The organism is Bradyrhizobium ontarionense (genome assembly GCF_021088345.1).
Taxonomy (GTDB): Bacteria; Pseudomonadota; Alphaproteobacteria; order Rhizobiales; family Xanthobacteraceae; genus Bradyrhizobium; species Bradyrhizobium ontarionense.
Window position 1 is genome coordinate 8,296,015 of record NZ_CP088156.1, and the last position, 22,039, is coordinate 8,318,053.

A 22,039-nucleotide genomic window follows, 5' to 3' on the forward strand; every position below is an offset into this window, starting at 1 on the left:
GACCCGGGCATCCACGGCTTTCTTTCCGGGCCAAACAGACGTGGATGGCCGGGTCAGGCCCGGCCATGACGACGTGGAAACAGACGGGCGCAAGATAGAGATCGCTATATGCGATCGCCCTGCCGCTTGCGGGGAGAGGTCGGATTGCATCGAAGATGCAATCCGGGTGAGGGGGGACTGGTCTCTCGACTCGCGCTTCCGGCGCGTCTGCCTCTTACGCACATTCTCCGCTTGCACCGATCGTGGGGCTGCCCCTCACCCCAACCCTCTCCCCGTGAAGAACGGGGAGAGGGGGCGCACCGTCGTTGTGGAGGGTGGCCGATGACCTCTGACAAATTCATCTCCATCGAAGGCATCGCCAAGCGCTACGACGGATCGCGCAGCACGACGATCTTTGAGAACCTGTGGCTCGCGATGGGTCGCGGCGAATTCGTTTGTGTGATCGGTCATTCCGGCTGCGGCAAGACCACGGTGCTCAACATTCTGGCGGGTCTCGATGTGCCGAGCGAGGGCGCTGTGATCGTCGACGGCCAGGCCATCGAGGGCCCGAGCCTCGATCGCGCCGTCATCTTCCAGAGCCACGCACTGCTGCCGTGGCGGACTGTGCTCGGCAACGTCGCTTACGCCGTCAGCTCGAAATGGCGCAAATGGGATCGCGCCAGGGTCAAGGCGCATGCGCTGAAATACATCGACCTCGTCGGCCTCTCCGGCGCCGAGCACAAGCGTCCCTCCGAGCTGTCCGGCGGCATGAAGCAGCGCGTCGGCATTGCCCGCGCGCTGTCGATCACGCCGAAGATCATGCTGATGGACGAGCCGTTCTCGGCGCTCGATGCGCTGACGCGCGGCACCCTGCAGGACGAGGTGCGCCGCATCTGCGTCGAGACCGGGCAGACCGTGTTCATGATCACCCACGACGTCGATGAGGCGATCTATCTCGCCGACAAGATCGTGCTGATGACCAATGGACCCGGCGCGGTGCTGGCGGAGATCGTCGAGAACCCGCTGCCGAAGGATCGTCTGCGCGGCGACCTGCATCGCCATCCGCTGTACTACGCGCTGCGCAACCACATCATCGACTTCCTGGTCAGCCGCAGCAAGACGTTCACCGCCGAGACGCCCGGTCACGACCCGCGCAAGGTGCCGGCGGTGCGGATCGGCAAGCCCGAATTGACGGTGACGTCCGGCTTTGAGGCGCCGACGTCAGAGGCACGACAGGCGTCATGGCCGGGCTTGGCCCGGCCATCCACGCTTTCGTGAGGCAAACCACAGCAATCAAGACGTGGATGGCCAGGACAAGCCCGGCCATGACGATGAGAAGGGAGACCAAGCATGAAACGATCCGACCTCACCGAGAAGCTGCTCGACATCAAGCGCGAGAAGGGCTGGAGCTGGAAGTACATCTGCGAACAGATCGGCGGCTATTCCGAGGTGCTGATCGTCGGCGCCGTGCTCGGCCAGATGAAGCTGACCAAGCCGCAGGCCGCCAATGCCGGCGAGCTGTTCGGCCTCTCGAAGTCCGAGATCACGATGCTCAACGAGACGCCGATGCGCGGCGAGGGCGTCCAGATGCCGCCGACAGATCCGCTGATCTACCGCTTCTATGAGCTCGTGATGATCAACGGTCCGGCCTGGAAGGAATTGATCCAGGAGGAGTTCGGCGACGGCATCATGTCGGCGATCGATTTCGACATGGTGATGGAGCGCCTGCCCAATGCCAAGGGCGACCGCGTCAAGATCACGATGTCGGGCAAGTTCCTGCCGTACAAATACTACGGCGCCAGCGGCAACGTGCCGGAATACGGATTTAAAGAGGAATAGGCGAGTTGCGAATGGCGAGTAGCGAATAGGGGAAGGACATCCCCATTCGCTACTCCCAATTCGCTATTCGCCTCTCACGCTATCCCGCCTTCACCTGGGCCACTGCCGTCGCCAGCAGCTCGCTCATCTTGGCGCGGACCTCGGCTTCGGTGATGGCTGCGCCGTTGGCGGTGAGGTCACCCAGCACCTTGCGCAGCACGTCGCCGTCGCCGGCCTCCTCGAAATCGGCCGCGACGACCTCCTTGGCATAGGTGTCGGCGTCGGCGCCGGATTTACCGAGCTTTTCGGCCGCCCACAGCCCGAGCAGCTTGTTGCGGCGGGCCTCTGCCTTGAATTTCAGCTCCTCGTCATGGGCAAACTGCCTTTCGAAGGCTTCCTCGCGCTTGTCGAATGTGGTCATGGCCGGAACTTCCAGTGTTGCCGAAGAGGGTTAACCGTACGGCGGTTGCGGGCGGGTGTCCGCGTGCCTAAATAATTGGAACAACTCGCTAAGACAACCGGCACGAGGCCGCAGCGAAGAATGGTAAAAGTCGGTCGCGAGGATGCGGATCGATTGTGCTCAGGGCACCAATCAGATAGGTTTCCACCAGGCCCGGTTCTTGTTCTGTTTCCTTAGAGGTCCAGGCCCTCGCGGCAGCTCCGTCGTGGTCCTGTCCTAAAGTCATCCGGAGCCCAGCAATTCATGGATTTTAACAAAACACGGTACATCCCAATGAGCCGTCGGCGTCGCATTTATGAAGGCAAGGCCAAGGTCCTTTACGAAGGTCCGGAGCCGGGCACCCTGATCCAGCACTTCAAGGACGACGCTACCGCCTTCAATGCCAAGAAGCACCAGGTAATCGAAGGCAAGGGCGTCCTCAACAACCGCATCTCGGAGTACCTGTTTCAGCACCTCAACGATATCGGGGTGCCGACCCACTTCATCCGCCGTCTGAACATGCGCGAACAGCTGATTCGCGAGGTCGAGATCGTGCCGCTCGAGGTCGTCGTGCGCAACGTGGCAGCGGGCTCGCTGTCGCAGCGCCTCGGCATCGAGGAGGGCACCCAGCTGCCGCGTTCGATCATCGAATTCTATTACAAGAACGACCAGCTCAATGACCCCATGGTGTCGGAAGAGCACATCACCGCGTTCGGCTGGGCCACGCCCCAGGAGATCGACGACATCATGGCGCTGGCCATCCGCGTCAATGACTTCCTGACCGGGCTCTTCCTGGGAATCGGCATCCGCCTGGTCGATTTCAAGATGGAATGCGGCCGGCTGTTCGAGAACGAGATGATGCGGATCATCGTCGCCGACGAGATTTCCCCTGATTCCTGCCGGCTGTGGGACATCAAGTCGAACGAGAAGCTCGACAAGGACCGCTTCCGCCGTGATCTTGGCGGCCTGCTGGAGGCCTATACCGAGGTCGCCAAGCGGCTCGGCATCCTCATCGAGAACGAGCGCCCGGCGGGCTCGGGCCCGGTTCTGGTCAAGAGCTAAGGGATTGAAGACGTGAAAGCGCGTGTCACGGTGACGCTGAAATCCGGCATCCTCGATCCCCAGGGAAAGGCGATCGAGGGCGCCCTCAAATCGCTCGGGGTCGACGGTGTCGCGAGCGTGCGCCAGGGCAAGGTGTTCGACATCGAGCTCGCCGGCGCAGACCAGGCCAAGGCGGAAGCCGCGCTGAAGGCGGCCGCCGACAAGCTGCTGGCGAATACGGTGATCGAAAACTATCGGGTGGAGCTGCTGGGGTAGGGCATGGCTGCCGTCACCAACGAGCTCATGTATGAGATCCTGAAGTCGATTCAGGCGCGACTCGCGCAGGTCGACGGTAAGATCGACGAGCTCAAGTTGGAAGCCCAGGCCTCGCGCACGGCTCAGATCGCTCTTCGTCAGGAGATCACCGGAGTTCACCAGGAGCTCTCCGGCATTCACGCCACCTTGGTTCGCCACGAGGGCCGTCTCGACAGGATCGAGCGGCGCCTCGAACTCAGCGATGTTCCCACGCTATGAAATCCGCCGTCCTCGTCTTCCCAGGCATCAATCGCGAACGCGACATGGCGCGCGCGCTGCGCATGATCTCAGGCCATGAGCCGGCGATGGTCTGGCACGCCGAGACGGCGCTGCCCAAGGGCACGGACCTCGTCGTCGTCCCAGGCGGCTTCTCCTACGGCGACTACCTGCGCTGTGGCGCGATCGCGGCGCGGGCGCCGGTGATGGACGCGGTACGCGATCACGCGGCCAAGGGAGGCCTCGTGCTCGGCGTCTGCAACGGCTTTCAGATCCTGTGCGAATCCGGCCTGCTGCCGGGCGTCCTGATGCGCAACGACAAGCTCAAATTCATCTGCAAGGACGTGCATCTGCGGGTCGAGCGGTCGGACTCGCCGTTCACCCGCGGCTACAATGCCGGCCAGGTCATCCGCGTGCCGGTCGCCCATGGCGAGGGCAATTATGCGGCGGATGAGGAGACGCTGAAGCGGCTCAACGGCGACGGGCGCGTGCTCTATCGCTACTGCTCGGCCGAAGGCGAGGTCGGCGACCTCAGCAACATCAACGGTGCCGCACATTCGATCGCCGGTATCGTCAACGAGAGCGGCAACGTGCTCGGCATGATGCCCCATCCCGAGAATCACGTCGAAGACATCATGGGCTGCACCGACGGCCGCGGCCTGTTCGCAGGCCTGGTGGCGCATCTCGATCGCGCAGCCTAAGGCTGTTCTTCCAAATCGTTCCGTAGGTTTTTTCTCGCCCCGCCCGGCAACGCCGGGCGGTTGTTTGCGTTGTCCGCCCGATTCCCACTGGGGCAGGGACCAAGGAGGTTCTGACATGATGACGAAACATTGGCTGGGAACGGCCGCAATCATTCTGGCGATCGGTACCGCATCGGGTGCCGCATCCGCGCAATCCGAGATGAAGCATGAGGGCGGGCCTGCGGCGGCTCCGCGCGAGGCGGCCCGTCCGGCTGCCGAGGCCAAAGGCGGGCCCGCAGCAGCCGAACGCGCTGCGTCCGAGACGAAGCAGGGCGCGCAGGAGCCGCGTCGCGCCGAGCCGCCGACCGCGCGCGAGCCCGTGCGAGAACAGGCCCAGGAGCGCTCGGTACCAGAGGGCAAGCAGGGCGTGGAGCAGTCCAAGGGCGAGCGCGGGCCGACCTCTGCGCAGCGCGATCGCGACGCCAAGGATGGCGCCGAGAACAAGCAGGCCGACGGCAAGAACAAGGCTCAGGACAAGCCCCAGGAGAAGCAGCAGGGGCACGCCGACGAGCGCAAGACCGATGATCGCGCCGCCGAGACCAGCAAGTCGGGCGCGACCGATCGCAAGTCCGACCGCGAGGCGGATCGCAACAGCGCCGACAAGGCCGGTCAGAGCCGGGACGAGCGTGGCAATCGTGCGTCCGACAAAACCGCGGACAAGCCGGACACCGACCGCAGCAAGCAGGTCACCCAGCCGAACCGTGGCGACGACAAGTCGGCCGCGCAGCAGGATCCGAAGTCCGGTCCGGCCACCGGCGACGCGCGGAAGCCGGATGCGACCAACCAGGCTGGCAACCAGACCCAGCCCGACGGCAAACGCCCCGGCACCGCGGTGTCGGTCAACGATCAGCAGCGCACGCGCGTCATCGATCAGCTGCGCCACGATCGCGACTTCGACCGCGCCCGCACCGACATCGATATCCGCATCAATGTCGGCGAGCGCCTGCCCGAGCGCGTGCGGCCTCGCCCGCTGCCCTCGGACATCGTGACCATCGTGCCGGAATATCGCGGCTACGAGTACACGGTCGTGCATGACGAGATCGCGATCATCGATCCACAGAGCCGCGAGATCGTCGACGTCATTCCGCAGAACGGCGTGCGCGCCGATCACGGCTATGATCGCGGTGGCTATGGTGTGAGCTCGACCCGCATCGTGCTGTCCGACGATCAGCGCCAGATCCTGCGACGCGCGGCCACGGAAACGGGCACTGTCGGATCGACGACGTCGTCATCGTCATCGTCCTCCGGATCGAGCTGCCTGAGCCTGCGCCGCGTGCCCGACGAGCTCGCCCGCGCCAATCCGGAGCTCGCGAACTACCAGTATCTGGCGATCGGCGACCAGGTGGTGCTGATCGATCCGCGCGACCAGAAGGTCGTGCAGGTCATCGACCAGCAGCAATAGCAGTTGTTGCATGTGAACGGCCAAGGGCGGGAGCGCCACGCGCTTCCGCCCTTTTGCTGCGCCGACGGCATGTCGTCTCACTCCATTTGCTGCATGCCTCGGCGCGGCCACGAGCCATGCCGTTCCAGCATAGAAGGCCATCTAAAGATTGATTTGGACATAGCACGCTCGCGTCTGCTCTAGTTCGCTCACAAACGGGAACGAGGATTCATCTCGTCCATAAGGGAGTGAAACGAGCCATGGCGATCATCCGCCAGCTTTACGTGCAAGTGCTGGTCGCGATCGTGCTCGCGATCGTCTTCGGTCTGATGGCGCCCGAGGCGGCCACGCAGATGAAACCCCTGGGCGACGGCTTCATCGCGCTCCTGCGCATGATGCTTGGACCCATCATCTTCTGTTCGGTCGTGCTCGGACTGACCCACGTGCGCGACATGCGGCAGCTCGGCCGCCTCGCCTTCAAATCCCTGCTGTATTTCGAGATCCTGACCACGCTCGGCATGGTGGTGGGTTTCATCGCGGTCAATGTGGTCCAGCCCGGCGACGGGCTGCATGCGGGCAACCTCGCGCTCAACGAAAGCGTGACGCGCATCTCCAACTCGGCGAGCAGCTTCACCGCTGTCGGCTTCTTTCTCAGCATCATTCCGACCACGATCGTCGATGCATTCGCCAAGGGCGAGATTCTCCAGGTTCTGTTGATCTCGGTGATGGTCGGTGCGGCGCTGAGCGTCGGCCTGAAGAAGGACTCGGCCATCCTGCACGGCATCGAGGAGGGGCAGGATGTCTTGTTTCGTATGCTCGGGTTCATCATGAAGCTGGCGCCCATCGGCGCCTTCGGCGCGATGGCCGCGGCGGTCGGCACCCATGGCGGCGCCACGCTGCTCTATCTGGGCAAGGTCGTGCTGCTCTACTGGGTCACCGCGGTCGTCTTCGTGGTCGTCGTGCTCGGTGCCGTCTGCGCCATCATGAGACTGTCTCTCTTCAAGCTGCTGCGGCTCATCAGAGAGGAGCTGCTGCTGGTGCTCGGCACGGCCTCCGGCGAAGTCGCGCTGCCGCGCCTGATGCAGAAGCTCGAGCAGGCCGGCTGCGACGGCTCCATCGTCGGCTTTGTCCTGCCGGCGGGCTACAGCTTCAATCTCGACGGCACCGGCATCTACATGGCCATCGCTGTCGGCTTCATCGCCCAGGCGACCGATACGCCGTTCTCCTACGGGCAGCAGGTCGCGGTGCTCGCCGTGATGCTGCTGACGTCGAAGGGCGGCACGACGGTCGCGGGCGGCGCCTTCATCAAGCTGGCAGCGACGCTGCAGTCCGTGCGGGTGCTGCCGCTGAACGGCCTCGGCCTCCTGTTCGGGATCGACCGGCTGATGGCGACCTGCACCGCGCTCACCAACGTGGTCGGCAACACGGTCGCGGTCTTTGCCATCGCGCGCTGGGAGAATGCGTTGGATACGGCGAAGCTCGACGCCTATCTGGCGCGCGGCGCTGCTGCGCCTGTTGAGGATGACGCAGAAGCTGCACGCGCGGCCATCGTCGGTGCCGGCGAATGAGCTCAGCGCACGTAGTCGTCGATCATCGTCGCGCCGGGCCAACTGCCGTCGCCGACGCTCTGCGCGATGGCGTCGCGCACCAAGGCGCGCAACTGCTCCGCCAGCCAGGTCGGCTGGCGCTCGCGCGGCATGCCGATCGAGACGGTCGAGATCAACGGAGGCCGCTCGATCGACCGGATGCTGAGCTCGCCGCGCTCGGCCTCGGCGGCCACCGCCGCATAGGCGAGGATCGTCGCGCCCAGGCCGCGCTTGACCATGGCCTTGGTCATGCTCACGCTGTCGACCTCGAAGGCGACGTTGAGCCGTGCGCCGTTCTGGATCGCCGCCTGCTCGATCAGGCGCCGGTTGCTGTGCGGAAGGCTCGGCAGGATGAGCGACAATCCTGCCAGCTCGCGCCAACGGATCGTGTCGGAAGCCGTCTCGCCCGATTGATCCGGTGGAGCTGCAACGACCATGCGGTCGTGCAGGATCGGTGCGAGCTCGATGCCGTCGAGCGGCGGTGGATTGTAGAGCACGGCAATGTCGAGCCGGCGGTCGAGCAGCCATTCTTCCAGCGAGGAGCTGATGCCTTCGCGGACCTGCACCGAAGCCTGCGGCCAGCGCTTGCGCAGCTCGACCACCACCGATGGCGCGATGCGCAGGCCGGCGACGGGCGGCACCCCCAGCACGATGTGGCCGGCAAAGCTCGAGTCGGGCGAGCGGACCGCGCCCGGCATCTGATCGATCTGCAGCAACACGGCGTGCGCGTGCTCGAGAAACGTGGTGCCTGCGCGGGTCAGACGGACACCACGGCCGTGTCGCACCAGCAGCGCGACGCCGAGCTCGTGTTCCAGCTTCATCAGCTGCCGGCTCAGGGCAGACTGTGCAACGTTGAGCATCGCCGACGCCCGGCTCAGGCTGCCCGCGCGCGCCACCTGCACGAAGTAACGAAGCTCGCGGATGTCGATGGCCGTGTCCTCCGCGCCGCCGCCTGCCGCAATTTATTGCAAGCTGACCATGACGAGTCAAACAGTGCCGTTCAGCCGGCACTCACCAGGATGAGACGAGCCTTTTGCCCATGAACTGGATCCATCTCGACGGACTGACCCTGCGCTACGAAGCGACGGGTAAGGGAGCGCGGACCCTCGTGCTGCTGCACGAGCTCGGCGGCAGCCTCGACAGCTTCGATGCCTTCATGTCAGCGCTGCGGGACGATCGGCATGTTCTGCGATATGATCTGCGCGGGGCCGGACTGTCGGAGAAGCCGCGATCGTCCTTCAGTTTCGGTGATCACGTCGGTGATCTCCACCGGCTGCTCGCAGCGCTCGGAATCGCGGGACCGGTCGACATCGCAGGCGTCGCCGCGGGCGCTGCGGTGGCCGTCAACTTCGCGCTGACTTATCCGGATCGCGTGTCCTCCCTGGCGCTATGCGCGCCCGCGCTCAGCGTCGATGCGGATCGCGTGCACTATCTGGCCCGGCGGTCCGAACTCTGCATGCGTTCTGGCATGCGCGCAGTGGCCGCCGAGACGTTGGATCGCTCCTATCCGCCCGAGCTGCGGCGCGATCGCAACGCCTACCTCACCTATCTCGGCCGCTTTCTCGGCAACGATCCGGTCGGCTACGCGCACAACAATCTCGCCTTCGCCAAGGTCGACCTGCTCGGGCGCTTGCGGGACATCCCGCATCGCTGCCTGCTGCTCGCCGGCGCGCATGATCTGTTGCGGCCGGAAACGCAGGTCGCGGCGCTGGCAGGCGTGATCCCGCACGCCCAATTTGCGAGGATCGATGAGGCCGGTCATCTGATGCAGGTGCAGGCGCCGGCCGAGATGGCGCGACGCCTTCTCGCGTTTCTCGCGCAGCCGGCTGGACAGCCCGCGCTGCCATGCGCGTCTTGACCGGGAGCGATCGCATGCGCATCAGAGACCTTGCTTTCGCCGACATGGATGACGCGCAGCGCGCGGTGGCGGAGGAGGCCATCGCCGGCAAACGTGGTCGCGTCCCGGCGCCGCTGCGGGCCTGGCTGCACAGTCCGGAGCTCGGACGCCGCGCCCAGAAGCTCGGCGAGTTCGTGCGCTACGACACATCACTGCCACCCGCTCTGTCCGAGCTCGCGATCCTGGTGACGGCGCGGCACTGGACCTCGCATGTCGAGTGGTATGCCCACAAGCGCGACGCGCTCGCCGCGGGCATCGACCCGGCCGTCATCAGCGCCATCGCGGAGCGGTGCGCGCCGGATTTCACCGACGGCACGGCGAAGCTGGTTCACGACTACACGAAAGTGCTGCTCGCAACCGGCCGGGTGCCGGATGATCTGCATGCGGCTGCGGCCGGCATCCTCGGCGAGCGCGGCGTGGTCGATCTGGTCGGCATCGCAGGCTACTACTCGCTGGTGGCGCTCACCCTCAACGCCTTCGACATCGGGCTGCCGGACGGCGAAACGCCGGAGCTCATGTCATGAGGAGACAAGCATGACCAAGCGCCTCGACGGCAAGGTCGCGATCATCACCGGCGCCGGATGCGTCGGTCCCGGCTGGGGCAACGGCCGGGCCGCCGCGGTCATCTTCGCGCGCGAGGGCGCCAGGGTGTTCGCCGTCGACAGCAACGCCGAACGCATGGAAGAGACGCAGGCCCGCGCCCATGCCGAAGGCGGCATCATCCAGGCTCACAGTTGCGATGTCACGAACGCGGCGGCGGTGGCCGCCATGGTCGATGCCTGTATCGCCGCGTTCGGACGGGTCGACATTCTCGTCAACAATGTCGGCGGATCGGCGCCGGGCGGCCCGGTCGAACTGACGGAGGAGGGGTGGGATCGGCAGCTCGATCTCAACCTCAGAAGCGTTTTCCTGACCTGCAAGTCGGTGCTGCCGCACATGGCCGCGCAGGGCGGCGGCGCGATCGTCAACACGGCCTCCACCTCGGGCATCCGCTGGACCGGAGCGGCGCAGGTCGGCTACGCCTCGGCCAAGGCCGCGGTGATCCAGTTCTCGCGCGTCGTCGCCGTGCAGTACGCGCCGCAGCGCGTGCGGGTGAACACCGTCGTGCCCGGCCAGATGCACACCCCGATGGTCGAGGCCCGTCTCGCCGGGCAGCGTGCCGGCGGCGACGTCGCGGCCCTGCTGCAGACGCGGCAGGCCCGCATCCCGCTTGGCTTCATGGGCGATGGCCGCGACACCGCCAATGCCGCGCTGTTTCTCGCCTCCGACGAGGCGCGCTTCATCACCGGTACGGAGATCGTTGTCGACGGCGGCATGAGCGCCCGCTGTGACTGAGACCATGAGCGCTGCCATATCCGACGTTTCGATCCAGACCGGGCGCCGCGTGCTGCCTGCCGGCGCCTGCGACGCGCATTGCCACATCTTCGGGCCGTTCGATCGGTTTCCGCTGCCGGACGATCGCAGCTTCACGCCGCCGGAGGCGCCCGAAGCCGCGCTGCGCCGGCTGCATGATCGTCTCGGCTTCGACCGTGCCGTCATCGTGCACAGCCAGGGCCATGGCCGGGACCATCGCCCGCTGCTCGATGCCCTTGCCGCGGGGCGCGGCCGCTATCGCGGCGTCGCCGTGCTCGGGTCGGACGTATCCGCCGAGGAGGTCGGGCGCCTCGATGTAGCGGGGGTCTGCGGCGTGCGTTTCAACTTCCTGGCCCATCTCGGCGGCGCGCCTGCGCCGCAGCGCATGCAGGCCGTGCTTGCGCTGGTCAGGCCGTTCGACTGGCATGTCGCGATCCATGTCACCGGCGCCGATCTCATGCGCTACGCCGATCTGATTGCGGCGATCGAAGCCCGCGTGGTCATCGACCACATGGCCAGGCCGGATCTGAGCCAGAACCTTGGGGCATGCCGGGAGATCCTGTTTCGCCTGCTCGACAGCGGGCGAGTCTGGGTCAAGCTCAGCGGCGCCGACCGCATCTCGCTCGCGGGCGCGCCCTATCATGACGTGGTGCCGTTCGCCCGCAGTCTGGCCGAGCACGCACCGGAGCGCGTGCTGTGGGGCAGCGACTGGCCGCACGTCAACATCAGCGGTCCGATGCCCGGTGATGCCGCCTTGGTCGATCTGGTGGCAGAGATCGCGCCGTCGGATTCGTTGCGGCAGCGGCTGCTCGTCGAGAACCCTGCCGAGCTGTTCGGCTTCGACACTCCGCCGCGCTGACGGGCCCGTCGCGCGAGGACATTGCCGCTCGTCCAGGTTCGTGGACAGCCATGTCTGGTGCGCTGATCTCTTCGACATCACCGAACGTGCGCCCTTTGAACCCACCGTGGCGCCGCTGCGTCACACGGATGCCGGCAATGCGGCCTGCGAAGATGCGGGGATTGTCGATCCTGGCCGGCCACGCTATCAACGTCGGCGTGTAAAGTTCTGGCCGTGAGTGGGGATCTACCGTGCCTGTCGCACTTGTCGTTTTGCTTCTCGACATTTCGCTGATCTACCATGCCTCGCGCACCGAACGGCTCCAGCCCTGGGCCTTCATCATCCTGATGGTGCCGATGATCGGCGCGCTCGCCTATATCGTCGTCGAGCTGGTCCCCGAATGGCTCGGCAGCCACGATGTCCAGAAGGCGCGCAAGCGCGTCGCGAGCAAGCTCGATCCTGACAAATACTATCGCGAATTGTCCGACCGCCTGGCGGTCACGGACACGATCGCCAACCGCGCTGCGCTGGCCGAGGAATGCGTCGTGGTCGGGCGTTATGACGAGGCCGAGCACCACTACGATCATATTCTAAGCCTGCCGATGGGCCACGAGCCGTTGTTCGCGCTCGGCAAGGCCAAGGCGCAGTTCGCCCGCCGACGTCCCGCGGACGCACTGGCAACGCTCGACGAGCTGCAGAAGAGCTGGCCGGACTACAACTCCGCCGAGGCGCATCTGTTGTATGCGCGGGCGCTGCAGGAGGCCGGCCGCACTGACGAGGCCCTCGAGGAGTATCAGGCGCTGCTGGACTATGCGCCGGGCAGCGAAGCGAAGGTCCGCTATGGCATGCTGCTCAAGCTGGTCGGCCGGATTGCCGAGGCCAAGATCGTGTTCACCGAGCTCCTGATCCAGATGAAGCGTGCCCCGCGCCACGTGCGCAAGGCGCAGGCCGAGTGGATCGCGATCGCCGAGAAGCAGCTCGCGGGGTGATAGAGCAAGGTGTGGCAGGGTGGGCAAAGCGGCCGCCGTCAGGCGGCAGCGTGCCCACCGTCGCGCGACGCGCTTGGTGCAAGACGGTGGGCACGGCGCCACTGCGAGCCCGCGCGAGGATGGGCCACGAATTCGCCTTTGCCCACCCTCCTGCTTCTCGTTCGGTGCTACGGCGAGCTGGCCGTTTCCGGCGTCCGCCGCTTCACCCGCTTGATCGTGCCAGAAAACGAGAACAGCGGCCGCTTGCCGGAATGCAGCATGCCGCGCAGGAAGATCAGCGAGGCACCGGCGCGGGTAACCTCGCCGGTGGCCTCCACCAGCTCGCCCTCGCGGGCCGCATCGAGGAATTCGGACGAGAACGAGACGGTGACACCCGGGCCGTGCATGATCCGCGCGGCGAAGGCGAACAGGCAGTAGTCGGCGAAGGTCATCAGGCAGCCGCCATGGACGTTGCCGCCGCCGTTCAAATGCTTCTTCTCGACTCGGAAGGCGCAGCGAATCGAGCCGTCGTCCTCCATCCGGTGCCAGAACGGGCCGGTGTGGGATTCATAGCTGTCGCGCATCCAGGTCCGCCAGCCGGCGAATTCGCCGTCGGTGGCGACGTGGATGCCCGGGCGGTTCTCGAAGGCGGAACGGGATAGGTCGTGCACGTGTCAGGGCCTTTAACTGTTGATTTACCATCTTAAATCCGATTGGTCGCCAATCTGCAAATATCCCGGCTGGCGGGTCCAGGCCAAAGCTCTGGACAGGGCGGAATAGGGCCGTAAAAGGCCTTTTACCCTCCCGCCTATCTTTCTATGAAGCAGGCTTCACGGGACCAGCGGCCCACGGGGCAGAGGCATTTCTCCATGCGTAATGAACCGCAGATCACCCCCGAGCTCGTCGCCGCCCACGGGCTGAAGCCCGACGAGTATGAGCGCATCCTCAAGCTGATCGGGCGGGTGCCGACCTTCACCGAGCTCGGCATCTTCTCGGCGATGTGGAACGAGCATTGCTCGTACAAATCGTCGCGCATTCATCTGCGCGGGCTGCCGACCAAGGCGCCCTGGGTGATCCAGGGCCCGGGCGAGAATGCCGGCGTGATCGATATCGGCGACGGCCAGGCGGTCGTGTTCAAGATGGAGAGCCACAACCACCCGAGCTATATCGAGCCCTACCAGGGCGCGACCACCGGCGTCGGCGGCATCCTGCGCGACGTCTTCACGATGGGCGCGCGCCCGATCGCCTGCCTGAATGCGCTATCGTTCGGCGCACCCGAGCATCCCAAGACCCGCCATCTCGTGTCCGGCGTGGTCGCCGGCGTCGGCGGCTACGGCAACTCGTTCGGGGTGCCGACGGTCGGCGGGCAGACCCGGTTCCACACCCGCTATGACGGCAATATCCTGGTCAACGCAATGGCGGTCGGCCTCGCCGATTCCGACAAGATCTTCCTCGCGGCGGCCTCCGGCGTGAACATGCCGATCGTCTATCTCGGCTCCAAGACCGGCCGCGACGGCATCCATGGCGCCTCGATGGCCTCGGCCGAGTTCGACGATGCCTCCGAGGAGAAGCGCCCGACCGTGCAGGTCGGCGATCCCTTTGCCGAGAAGCTGCTGCTGGAAGCCTGCCTCGAGATCATGGCGGCCGATTGCGTGATCGCGATCCAGGACATGGGCGCGGCGGGCCTGACCTGCTCGGCGGTCGAGATGGGCGCCAAGGGCGATCTCGGCGTCGATCTCAATCTCGATGCGGTGCCGACCCGCGAGACCGGCATGAGCGCCTATGAGATGATGCTCTCCGAGAGCCAGGAGCGCATGCTCATGGTGCTGAAGCCGGAGAAGGAGAAGGAAGCCGAGGCGATCTTCCGCAAATGGGGGCTCGACTTCGCCGTCGTCGGCTACACCACGCCGAGCAAGCGTTTCGTCGTCAAGCATGGCGGCGACGTCATGGCCGACCTTCCGATCAAGGAGCTCGGCGACGAGGCGCCGCTCTATGACCGGCCGCATGTGGCGTCGCCTGCGCTACCGGTGATCCATGCCCGCGAGGTCGAGGCGCCGATGGACATCATCCCGGCGCTGGAGAAGCTGATCGCAACGCCGGACCTGTGCTCCAAGCGCTGGATCTGGGAGCAGTACGACCACGTCATTCTCGGCAACACCGTGCAGCGTCCCGGCGGCGATGCCGCCGTGGTCCGCGTGCAGGATGGCCCGAAGGGACTGGCCCTGACCGCCGACGTCACGCCGCGCTATTGTGAAGCCGACCCGTTTGAAGGTGGCAAGCAGGCGGTCGCGGAAGCCTGGCGCAACATCACCGCGGTCGGCGGCCGGCCGCTCGCCATCACCGACAATCTCAATTTCGGCAATCCGGAGCGCCCTGAGATCATGGGTCAGTTCGTCGGCTGCCTGAAGGGCATCTCGGAGGCCTGCCGCGCGCTCGACTTCCCGGTCGTGTCCGGCAACGTCTCGCTCTACAACGAGACCAACGGCCGCGCGATCCTGCCGACGCCCTCGATCGGCGGCGTTGGCCTGCTCGACGATTTCACCAAATCGGCGAGCATCGCCTTCACGGCCGAGGGCGAGGCGATCCTGCTCGTCGGCGAGACCCATGGCTGGCTCGGCCAGTCGGTCTATCTGCGCGACGTCTGCGGCCGCGAGGAGGGCGCTCCGCCTCCGGTCGATCTCGAAACCGAGAAGCGTAACGGCAATGTCGTGCGCGGCATGATCCATGCGGGCACCGCGACTGCGGCGCACGACCTTTCCGACGGCGGCCTGCTGGTGGCGCTCGCCGAGATGGCGATGGCGTCAGGCATCGGCGCGCGGCTGCTCGCGGCGCCCGCCGCGCTGGTGCCGCACGCCTATTGGTTCGGCGAGGATCAGGCGCGCTATCTCGTGACGGTGCCGGAGACCGAGGCGGGTCGCGTGCTTGCCAAGATGCGCGGTGCCGGCGTGCCCTGCACGCGGATCGGCACCACCGGCGGCACCGCGCTTGCGATCGCCGGCGAGGCGTCGGTCGAGATTGCTGAGCTCAAGGTCCGGTCCGAGAGCTGGCTGCCGGGCTACATGGGCGGGACGGCGGCCTAACCCGCCATCCGCTTCACGGCGACGGTCTATATCGACGCCGTCGCACAGATGAGCGAAGCGACGTCCGGAATCTGGATCACTGTCCTGGGGCGCGCTTCGCTCGCCCGGGCTACGGCGCTCCATTTACAACATGTTCGTCGCGCCCGGAATCCGCCGCAGCATCCAGGTCGCGCCCCAGCTCAAGAGCACGGTGCCCACGAAGGCGATCGTGGCCTTGGCGATCGCCGGCAGATTGAGGTCGAACAGCCAGTACTGGATCCACAGCACGATCGGATAATGCACCAGGAACATGCCGTAGGCATCGGCCTGCATGCGGTCGAGCACCGAGAATTCCGAGCGGCGGTTGTTGAGAAAGTAGGACAGGATCGCGAACATGATCGCGGCGCTGAAGATCACGAACAAGAAGCCATAGGCCCCTTCGTACCAGTTCGGCAGATCGGGCGGATTGCCGAGCACCTGACGCTTGATCGTGATGAGGACCCACAACAACGCGTAGGGCACGAGCGTCACCACGATCCAGGCGCCGAGCCCGCGCTGCGACATCTGGCCTTCCGCGGCCAGCAGGCCACGCTCGAAATTGGCCGAGCCTATTCCCGCGCCGACGTAGAAATACGCGGCGTAGAGCAGCACACGGCTGACCTGGACCGAGAACGGGCCGAGTTCGAACCAGTAGGTCGGCCCGAAATAGAGCCGGGACGGAATGTAGAGCACGCCCGTGATCAGCAGAAAGACGAAGAAGAAGTCGCGCGGATTGTCGAAGGCGCGCTGCGACAGGCGATTGATCGGCTCGAGCAGGCGCGGCGAGACGCGGTACAGCAGGGCCGCCGAGGTGTCGAACGTCAGCAGCACCCAGATGAACCAGATCGGTCCGCTCGGCCACGGACCGACGGTGACGGTCTTCCACCAGAAGGCGGAGAACGTCGTGTCCGGGTTGGCGCGCAGCTCGATCGCATAATAGGCGATCGGTATGATGGTCAGCGCCGCGATGGCAAACGGCAGGCCGAGGCGCAGCAACCGGTCGCGCAGGAATTGCAGCGTCGACTTGTGCGCAAGGCCCGACCACACGAACAGGCCCGACAGGAAGAAGAACATGGCCATGAAGAAGCTGTCGGTGGCCAGCACGATGCAGTCGAAGCCGAGGAAGGACGTCGGATCGGTGTGCCCGAAATAGGTGTAGGGGATCACGGCGTGGTGGAGCAGCACCACCAGCGTCAGGAATGTCCGGGCGTGGTCGAGCGCTGCGTTGCGCGCCCTGGCGCGGGGGCGGGCCTGAAGCTCGACCTTTGCCGCTGCCGCCGACTGCGTAACCGATATGACCATGTGCCCCCCGCGCCGCTGTCCTGTCCAATGTGCTGACGATGCTGCAAACCAGCAAGCGCGACGCCCCGCAAGCCGGTATCTCACACATGCCCGCTGATTTTTCGATCCTGACCGTAGCTACGGACCGCCGAGCCTGATGTTACCGAACAGCCGGCGCGAAGCCGCAAACTTCGTCGGCAAGGCTAACCCCAGGAACCGGTTCCCATTCCCGTCGTTAGTGGAGCGGAACGCGCCGGGGCGGCGCATGAGTGGAGGAATGTATCGTGACTCTTCTGAAATGGGCGCTGCTGTTCTTCGTGATCTCGGTGGTCGCCGGTATTCTCGGCTTCACAGGGGTCTCGGCAGCTTCCGCCGATATCGCTCGCATTCTGTTCTACGTCTTCCTGGTGATCTTCCTCGTGCTCCTGATCCTGGGACTGACGATCTTCAGGGTGTAGTTGGACCGCGCGGTCACTCGGGGCGTCCGCCGTTTTGCTTGGCTGAAAAAGCCCACGGCACGGCGTCCGCCTCGGCTGCACGTCAGTCGGCGCTTGCTTCTTCGATCCGCACCTTGTCGGGATAGAACGCCAGATAGCCCGAAATCTCCGCCATGGCGGGGAACGGCGTCTCATAGCTCCAGATCGCGTTCTCCAGGGTCCCGCCATTGGCGAGAATGCTGAAATAGCTGGCATCGCCCTTGTAGGGGCAATGGGTGACCCGTTCGGTGCGCTGGAACAGCTGAGTTTTGGCATCGTCCCGCGGCACATACAGGACTGCGGGATAGCTGGCTTCTTTCAGCGAGAGCGCCCGCGTGGTCTCGGCGATCACAACGCCGTCGGCGAGGACGCGGACGCGCTTCGGGTGGGGGGTAATCGTGATCGGGTGATCCGGCCCTGGAAGCTTCATGTCATCGCCCTCATGGCTGACACCAGGGTGCGGCACCCGGTCCAGCGTTTTTTGTCCTTAGGCAGTATATAGTGGTTCCTGGCGTGACCTCGAAAGCGGTTCGGGGTAAATTTGCTTATCACGGTCGCGCGAGAGCGCCTTGATTCGCCGCGTTCGACGGCGCACTGAAGGGCGGCGAACTGCGTGCTCACGGACGGGTGCTTCCGGACCGAGCACAGAAGGAGATACATTGGGATGCCCATGGATGCCCGCGATATCGAGCAGATGATCAAGGCCGCCATTCCCGACGCCCAGGTGACGATTCGCGATCTCGCCGGCGACGGTGACCACTATGCCGCGACCGTGATCTCCGAATCCTTCCGCGGCAAGTCCCGCGTGCAGCAGCATCAGCTCGTCTATCAGTCGCTGCGTGGCCAGATGGGCGACGTGCTGCACGCGCTCGCCCTTCAGACCGGAGTGCCTGACCAGCACTGACGGCATCAGGCAGACAGGACAGCACTCACCGCAAGGAGCAAGGATGGCGGCCGGGACTTCGAGCGGTGCGCTCTTCCGGGTGCTGGAGCCGAACCAGCATGGCCGGGTCACGTCCGTCGAGCTGTTCTTCGATCTCGTCTTCGTCTACGCCGTAACGCAGATTTCCCATTTTCTGCTCAGTCGTTTCACGCTCCCCGGAGCGCTGGAAACCGGACTCCTGTTTCTCGCGGTGTGGTGGGTCTGGGTGTACACCGCCTGGGTCACCAACTGGCTCGATCCCGAGAAAACCCCCGTTCGCCTGCTGTTGTTCGGCCTGATGTTGGCCGGTCTCGTGCTGTCGATGGCCATGCCCCGGGCGTTCGAGGATCGGGGATTGTGGTTCGCCAGCGCTTACGCCGCGATGCAGGTCGGCCGGACGCTGTTCTGGGTTCTGGTGACACCCGCGCCGCGCCGCGAGGCGCGGGCAAATGCTACCCGTATCCTGTGCTGGCTGAGCGCGTCCGCAGTGTTCTGGCTGCTGGGCGCCTTTGCCGAGGGCGAGCAGCGGCTGATGCTCTGGGGGGCTGCCATCGCCATCGAATATGCCTCGCCGTCGGTTCGGTTCTGGATCCCTGGCCTTGGCGCCTCGACGTTGGAGGACTGGACCATCGAGGGCGGCCACATGGCGGAACGCTGCGCCGGCTTCATCCTCATCGCGCTGGGCGAGTCGATCGTCATGACCGGGGCGACGTTTGCTGACATCGATTGGACCGCGGCCAGCGTCGCCGCCTTCGTCTGCGCGTTCGTCGGCTGCGTGGCCATGTGGGGAATCTATTTCAACCGCGGAGCCGAGGCCGGCTCCGCGTTGATCTCGCATTCAAACGAATCCGGGCGCGTCGCCCGTTCCGCATACACTTATCTCCACATGCCGATCGTGGCCGGCATCATCCTGACGGCGGTTTCCGACGAGATTGTCCTCAAGCACCCGCTGGGTCACTCAGACCCGAACACGGTGGCAACGACGATCGGCGGTCCGTTCGTCTTCCTGCTCGGGGCCATCCTGTTCAAGCGTGAGATCCGGGGCTTCCTGCAGTTGTCCCACGGCGTCGCCATGCTGGCGCTGATCGGGCTCGGATGGTTCGCAACCGAGCTGTCGCCCTTGGTTCTCTCCGCGTTGACCAGCGCGCTGCTGGCGATCGTCGCGCTGTGGGAGGCGCTCTCGCTCCGGTCGAAGCCGGAGCCTCATGCCTCCGCGACCAGCGCCTGAACGGAGAACATTTTCGCAGCATCCGTCCAGACCGTCCGGACCCTCCAGCCCGAACCCCGGGCCAGCGCTCCGAACCGCTCGATGCTGTATTTGTAGCTGTTCTCGGTGTGAATGCTCTCGCCGGCGCGGAACGAGACGGTGGTGCCCAGCAGACGAACCGTCTGCGGCTTCCGCGCGATCAGATGCATCTCGATGCGGTGCTGCTCGCGATTGTAGATCGCTCGATGGACGAAGCCCGACAGGTCGAAATTGCCGCCCAGCTCCCGGTTGATCCGCACCAGCAGATTGAGGTTGAAGCGCGCGGTCACGCCGGCTCCGTCGTTGTAGGCGTCATGCAGGATGCGCTCTTCCTTTTCGAGGTCGACGCCGACGACCATCAGTGCTCCGGCCCCCAGAATCTCGCGCGCGGAGCGGAGGAAGCGGCAGGCCTCATGCGGCTCGAAATTGCCGATGGTCGATCCCGGAAAGAAGCCGACCTTCGGCTTGCCATGAATGGCATCGGGCAATTTGAACGTCGTGGTGAAGTCGGCGATGACCGGGTGCACGGCGAGGTCGGGGAAATCCCGGCGCAGGCTGTCGGCCTGCTCCGTCAGAAAGTCTCCGGAGATATCGACCGGAACATAGGCCGCAAAGCGGCAGCTTTCCAGCAGCAGCCGCACCTTGGTGGTCGCACCGGCGCCAAACTCGATCAACGCGGCGTCGTCGGGAATGATCTTGGCGATCTCGGCCCCGCGATCCCTGAGGATGCCGAGCTCGGTGCGCGTCGGATAGTACTCCGGCAAGCGCGTGATCTGCTCGAACAGGTCCGACCCCTTCGCGTCATAGAAATATTTCGGCGGCAGCAGCTTGGGGTGCTGCGTGAGACCTGCAACCGCATCACTCGCGAAGGCCGACGTCGTCTCGTCCGGAAGATGGGCGTTGGCCAGGGCGGGCGCGTACACGTTCATGATACTCTCCTGACGCGCGCAGACAGGCGCGTTTGTCGGGCTTAGGGATTGATACTGGCTCAGGCGTAGTCAGCGAGCCGGAGCCCCGTGAATTGCCAGCGATGATGCGGATAGAAGAAGTTGCGGTAGCTGAAACGGCTGTGGCCGGCAGGGGTCGCGAGCGATGACCCGCGCAGCACCAGCTGGTTGACCATGAACTTGCCGTTGTACTCGCCGAGCGCCCCTTCCACGGCGCGGTAGCCGGGATACGGGCTATAGGCGCTGCGGGTCCATTGCCAGACGATGCCGAAGGCGTCGTTGAGCTGATTGCCGCGCGCCGCGATCTCCCATTCCATCTCGGTGGGCAGGTGCTTGCCGCGCCAGCGCGCGAACGCATCGGCTTCGTAGTAGCTGATGTGGCAAACGGGGGCGTTCGGGTCGATGGAGCGCAATCCGCCGAGCGTCATCATGCGCCACTCGCCCTCGACCTTGTACCAGTGGCCGGGGGCCTGCCAGCCGTCGCGCGTGGCTGTGGCGAAGCCGTCCATGAGCCAGAGCGTAGCCGTCCGGTAGCCGCCGTCGTCCATGAAGGCGAGCCAATCGGCATTGGTCACGAGGTTGCGCGCGATCTGGACCGGCCCGACGAGGGCCCGGTGGGCCGGCCTCTCATTGTCGAAATGATAGCCGTCCCCGGCGTGGCCGACGGTGTGGATGCCTTCGGGGAGGCTGATCCAATCGTCGCCCGTGCCGGACCGGACTGGAAAGCTCCAGGATGGATCGTAGGCCGGGGCGATCGGGTTCTGCGCGAACGCATGCAGGATATCGGTCAGCATCAGCTCCTGATGCTGCTGCTCATGGTTCAGGCCCACCTCCAGCAGCGGCGCCACGGCCTCGAATGTCGCCGCGTCGGCGCCGCCCAGGAATTTGACCATGGCTGCGTCGACATGCTGCCGGTAGGCCGCGATGTCCGCGGCCCCCGGACGGGTGATCAGGCCGCGCTCGCCACGGGTGTGACGCGGGCCCGCGCTCACGTAATAGGAATTGAACAGGAACGCATAGTCGGGATGGAAGGGCGGGTATTCCTGGCAGTGCTCGCCCAACACGAACTGCTCGAAGAACCAGGTCGTGTGAGCGCGGTGCCACTTGGCCGGGCTTGCATCCGGCATGGACTGGATGACCTGATCCTCCGGGCTCAACGGCGCCGCACGGCGTTCCGTCTCGTCCCGGACTGCCAAAAACCGCTCGATCAGGCTCCCGGGGAGGGGACCAGACCAGGTCCGTAGCGCATCTGTGGTGGGGAGCTGAGCTGTGGCGGAGGCTGAACTGGTCACGAGGGTCTCCGTGAGAGGGGAGAAAACGACGTTCGGCGGAACAAGTTCCTTCGGGCAGTTCGTCCTAAATGGGGGCTCGGTTTCGGGATAAAACCCTCCCGGAGGCATTATATTGCTGCCGTCAGCCTATGCTCCGGCGGGTCGGCGCCACGATCGCCGCTCCTTGGCATTTTACTTTGGCTGAACAACGGTTTGCGCTACACATG

General features: G+C 65.3%; 24 protein-coding genes. 17 read left to right on the forward strand and 7 right to left on the reverse strand.

All coding sequences use genetic code 11. The features are described 5' to 3' along the window. Positions 1–321: 321 nt before the first annotated feature. Entirely contained in the window at positions 322–1,257 is a 936-nt protein-coding gene (locus LQG66_RS36515) for an ABC transporter ATP-binding protein (RefSeq protein ID WP_231321506.1), read from the forward strand. 72 nt (positions 1,258–1,329) lie between these two features. After that, a complete protein-coding gene (gene cynS, locus LQG66_RS36520) occupies positions 1,330–1,818 on the forward strand; it encodes a cyanase (protein WP_231321508.1) in 489 nt (162 codons plus the stop codon). 79 nt (positions 1,819–1,897) lie between these two features. On the opposite strand, the gene LQG66_RS36525 is transcribed toward cynS, so the two are convergent. Next, a complete protein-coding gene (locus tag LQG66_RS36525; protein ID WP_231321510.1) occupies positions 1,898–2,218 on the reverse strand; it encodes a DUF1476 domain-containing protein in 321 nt (106 codons plus the stop codon). A 312-nt stretch (positions 2,219–2,530) separates the two neighbouring features. Here LQG66_RS36525 and purC point away from each other — a divergent pair, with 312 nt between their 5' ends. From purC to LQG66_RS36555, 6 genes are all read left to right on the forward strand, one after another. Next, positions 2,531–3,298 carry a phosphoribosylaminoimidazolesuccinocarboxamide synthase gene (gene purC, locus LQG66_RS36530; RefSeq protein ID WP_016843454.1) on the forward strand — a complete coding sequence of 256 codons (768 nt, stop codon included), beginning with the start codon at positions 2,531–2,533 and terminating at the stop codon, positions 3,296–3,298. 12 nt (positions 3,299–3,310) lie between these two features. Next, positions 3,311–3,553, forward strand: a complete 243-nt coding sequence (gene purS / locus LQG66_RS36535) for a phosphoribosylformylglycinamidine synthase subunit PurS (RefSeq protein ID WP_231321512.1) — start codon at positions 3,311–3,313, stop codon at positions 3,551–3,553. 3 nt (positions 3,554–3,556) lie between these two features. Then, entirely contained in the window at positions 3,557–3,811 is a 255-nt protein-coding gene (locus LQG66_RS36540) for a hypothetical protein (protein WP_231321514.1), read from the forward strand. Further along, a complete protein-coding gene (purQ, locus tag LQG66_RS36545; RefSeq protein ID WP_231321516.1) occupies positions 3,808–4,509 on the forward strand; it encodes a phosphoribosylformylglycinamidine synthase subunit PurQ in 702 nt (233 codons plus the stop codon). Before LQG66_RS36540 ends, purQ begins: the two co-directional genes overlap by 4 nt. A 115-nt stretch (positions 4,510–4,624) precedes the next feature. Then, on the forward strand, positions 4,625–5,950 hold the full coding sequence (locus tag LQG66_RS36550; protein WP_231321518.1) for a DUF1236 domain-containing protein: 1,326 nt from the start codon (positions 4,625–4,627) through the stop codon (positions 5,948–5,950). Between the two features lie 239 nt (positions 5,951–6,189). Continuing rightward, positions 6,190–7,497, forward strand: coding sequence for a cation:dicarboxylate symporter family transporter (locus LQG66_RS36555; RefSeq protein ID WP_231321520.1), 1,308 nt, complete (start codon positions 6,190–6,192; stop codon positions 7,495–7,497). 2 nt (positions 7,498–7,499) lie between these two features. Here LQG66_RS36555 and LQG66_RS36560 read toward each other — a convergent pair whose 3' ends face one another. Then, positions 7,500–8,477, reverse strand: coding sequence for a LysR family transcriptional regulator (locus LQG66_RS36560; protein WP_345778970.1), 978 nt, complete (start codon positions 8,475–8,477; stop codon positions 7,500–7,502). A gap of 77 nt (positions 8,478–8,554) precedes the next feature. Here LQG66_RS36560 and LQG66_RS36565 point away from each other — a divergent pair, with 77 nt between their 5' ends. From LQG66_RS36565 to LQG66_RS36585, 5 genes are all read left to right on the forward strand, one after another. Further along, positions 8,555–9,373 (forward strand): alpha/beta fold hydrolase, encoded by an 819-nt coding sequence (locus LQG66_RS36565; protein ID WP_231321524.1) that lies wholly within the window; start codon positions 8,555–8,557, stop codon positions 9,371–9,373. Positions 9,374–9,387: 14 nt separating this feature from the next. Then, positions 9,388–9,936 (forward strand): carboxymuconolactone decarboxylase family protein, encoded by a 549-nt coding sequence (locus tag LQG66_RS36570; RefSeq protein ID WP_231321526.1) that lies wholly within the window; start codon positions 9,388–9,390, stop codon positions 9,934–9,936. 10 nt (positions 9,937–9,946) lie between these two features. Continuing rightward, positions 9,947–10,747, forward strand: coding sequence for an SDR family NAD(P)-dependent oxidoreductase (locus LQG66_RS36575; protein ID WP_231321529.1), 801 nt, complete (start codon positions 9,947–9,949; stop codon positions 10,745–10,747). A gap of 4 nt (positions 10,748–10,751) precedes the next feature. Further along, positions 10,752–11,624, forward strand: a complete 873-nt coding sequence (locus LQG66_RS36580) for an amidohydrolase family protein (protein ID WP_231321531.1) — start codon at positions 10,752–10,754, stop codon at positions 11,622–11,624. 230 nt (positions 11,625–11,854) lie between these two features. Beyond that, entirely contained in the window at positions 11,855–12,592 is a 738-nt protein-coding gene (locus tag LQG66_RS36585; protein WP_231321533.1) for a tetratricopeptide repeat protein, read from the forward strand. Positions 12,593–12,759: 167 nt separating this feature from the next. Here LQG66_RS36585 and LQG66_RS36590 read toward each other — a convergent pair whose 3' ends face one another. Then, entirely contained in the window at positions 12,760–13,242 is a 483-nt protein-coding gene (locus LQG66_RS36590) for a PaaI family thioesterase (RefSeq protein WP_231321535.1), read from the reverse strand. Positions 13,243–13,440: 198 nt separating this feature from the next. On the opposite strand from LQG66_RS36590, the gene purL reads away from it, so the two are divergent. Continuing rightward, positions 13,441–15,651 carry a phosphoribosylformylglycinamidine synthase subunit PurL gene (gene purL, locus LQG66_RS36595; protein WP_231321545.1) on the forward strand — a complete coding sequence of 737 codons (2,211 nt, stop codon included), beginning with the start codon at positions 13,441–13,443 and terminating at the stop codon, positions 15,649–15,651. A gap of 123 nt (positions 15,652–15,774) precedes the next feature. Here the strand turns inward: purL and LQG66_RS36600 are convergent, their stop codons facing one another. Then, complete coding sequence (locus LQG66_RS36600; protein ID WP_231321547.1) at positions 15,775–16,971, reverse strand: acyltransferase family protein; 1,197 nt, start codon at positions 16,969–16,971, stop codon at positions 15,775–15,777. A 263-nt stretch (positions 16,972–17,234) separates the two neighbouring features. On the opposite strand from LQG66_RS36600, the gene LQG66_RS36605 reads away from it, so the two are divergent. Beyond that, positions 17,235–17,408 (forward strand): DUF1328 domain-containing protein, encoded by a 174-nt coding sequence (locus LQG66_RS36605; protein ID WP_231321569.1) that lies wholly within the window; start codon positions 17,235–17,237, stop codon positions 17,406–17,408. A gap of 82 nt (positions 17,409–17,490) precedes the next feature. On the opposite strand, the gene LQG66_RS36610 is transcribed toward LQG66_RS36605, so the two are convergent. Beyond that, on the reverse strand, positions 17,491–17,856 hold the full coding sequence (locus tag LQG66_RS36610) for a DUF427 domain-containing protein (RefSeq protein ID WP_231321571.1): 366 nt from the start codon (positions 17,854–17,856) through the stop codon (positions 17,491–17,493). Between the two features lie 234 nt (positions 17,857–18,090). On the opposite strand from LQG66_RS36610, the gene LQG66_RS36615 reads away from it, so the two are divergent. After that, entirely contained in the window at positions 18,091–18,330 is a 240-nt protein-coding gene (locus tag LQG66_RS36615) for a BolA family protein (RefSeq protein ID WP_231321573.1), read from the forward strand. Between the two features lie 43 nt (positions 18,331–18,373). Then, positions 18,374–19,576, forward strand: a complete 1,203-nt coding sequence (locus tag LQG66_RS36620; protein WP_231321575.1) for a low temperature requirement protein A — start codon at positions 18,374–18,376, stop codon at positions 19,574–19,576. Here LQG66_RS36620 and egtD read toward each other — a convergent pair. Both egtD and egtB read right to left on the reverse strand, forming a co-directional pair. After that, entirely contained in the window at positions 19,552–20,523 is a 972-nt protein-coding gene (egtD, locus tag LQG66_RS36625; protein WP_231321577.1) for an L-histidine N(alpha)-methyltransferase, read from the reverse strand. The genes LQG66_RS36620 and egtD overlap by 25 nt on opposite strands. 59 nt (positions 20,524–20,582) lie before the next feature. Next, positions 20,583–21,833 (reverse strand): ergothioneine biosynthesis protein EgtB, encoded by a 1,251-nt coding sequence (gene egtB / locus LQG66_RS36630; protein WP_231321579.1) that lies wholly within the window; start codon positions 21,831–21,833, stop codon positions 20,583–20,585. Positions 21,834–22,039 lie beyond the last annotated feature (206 nt).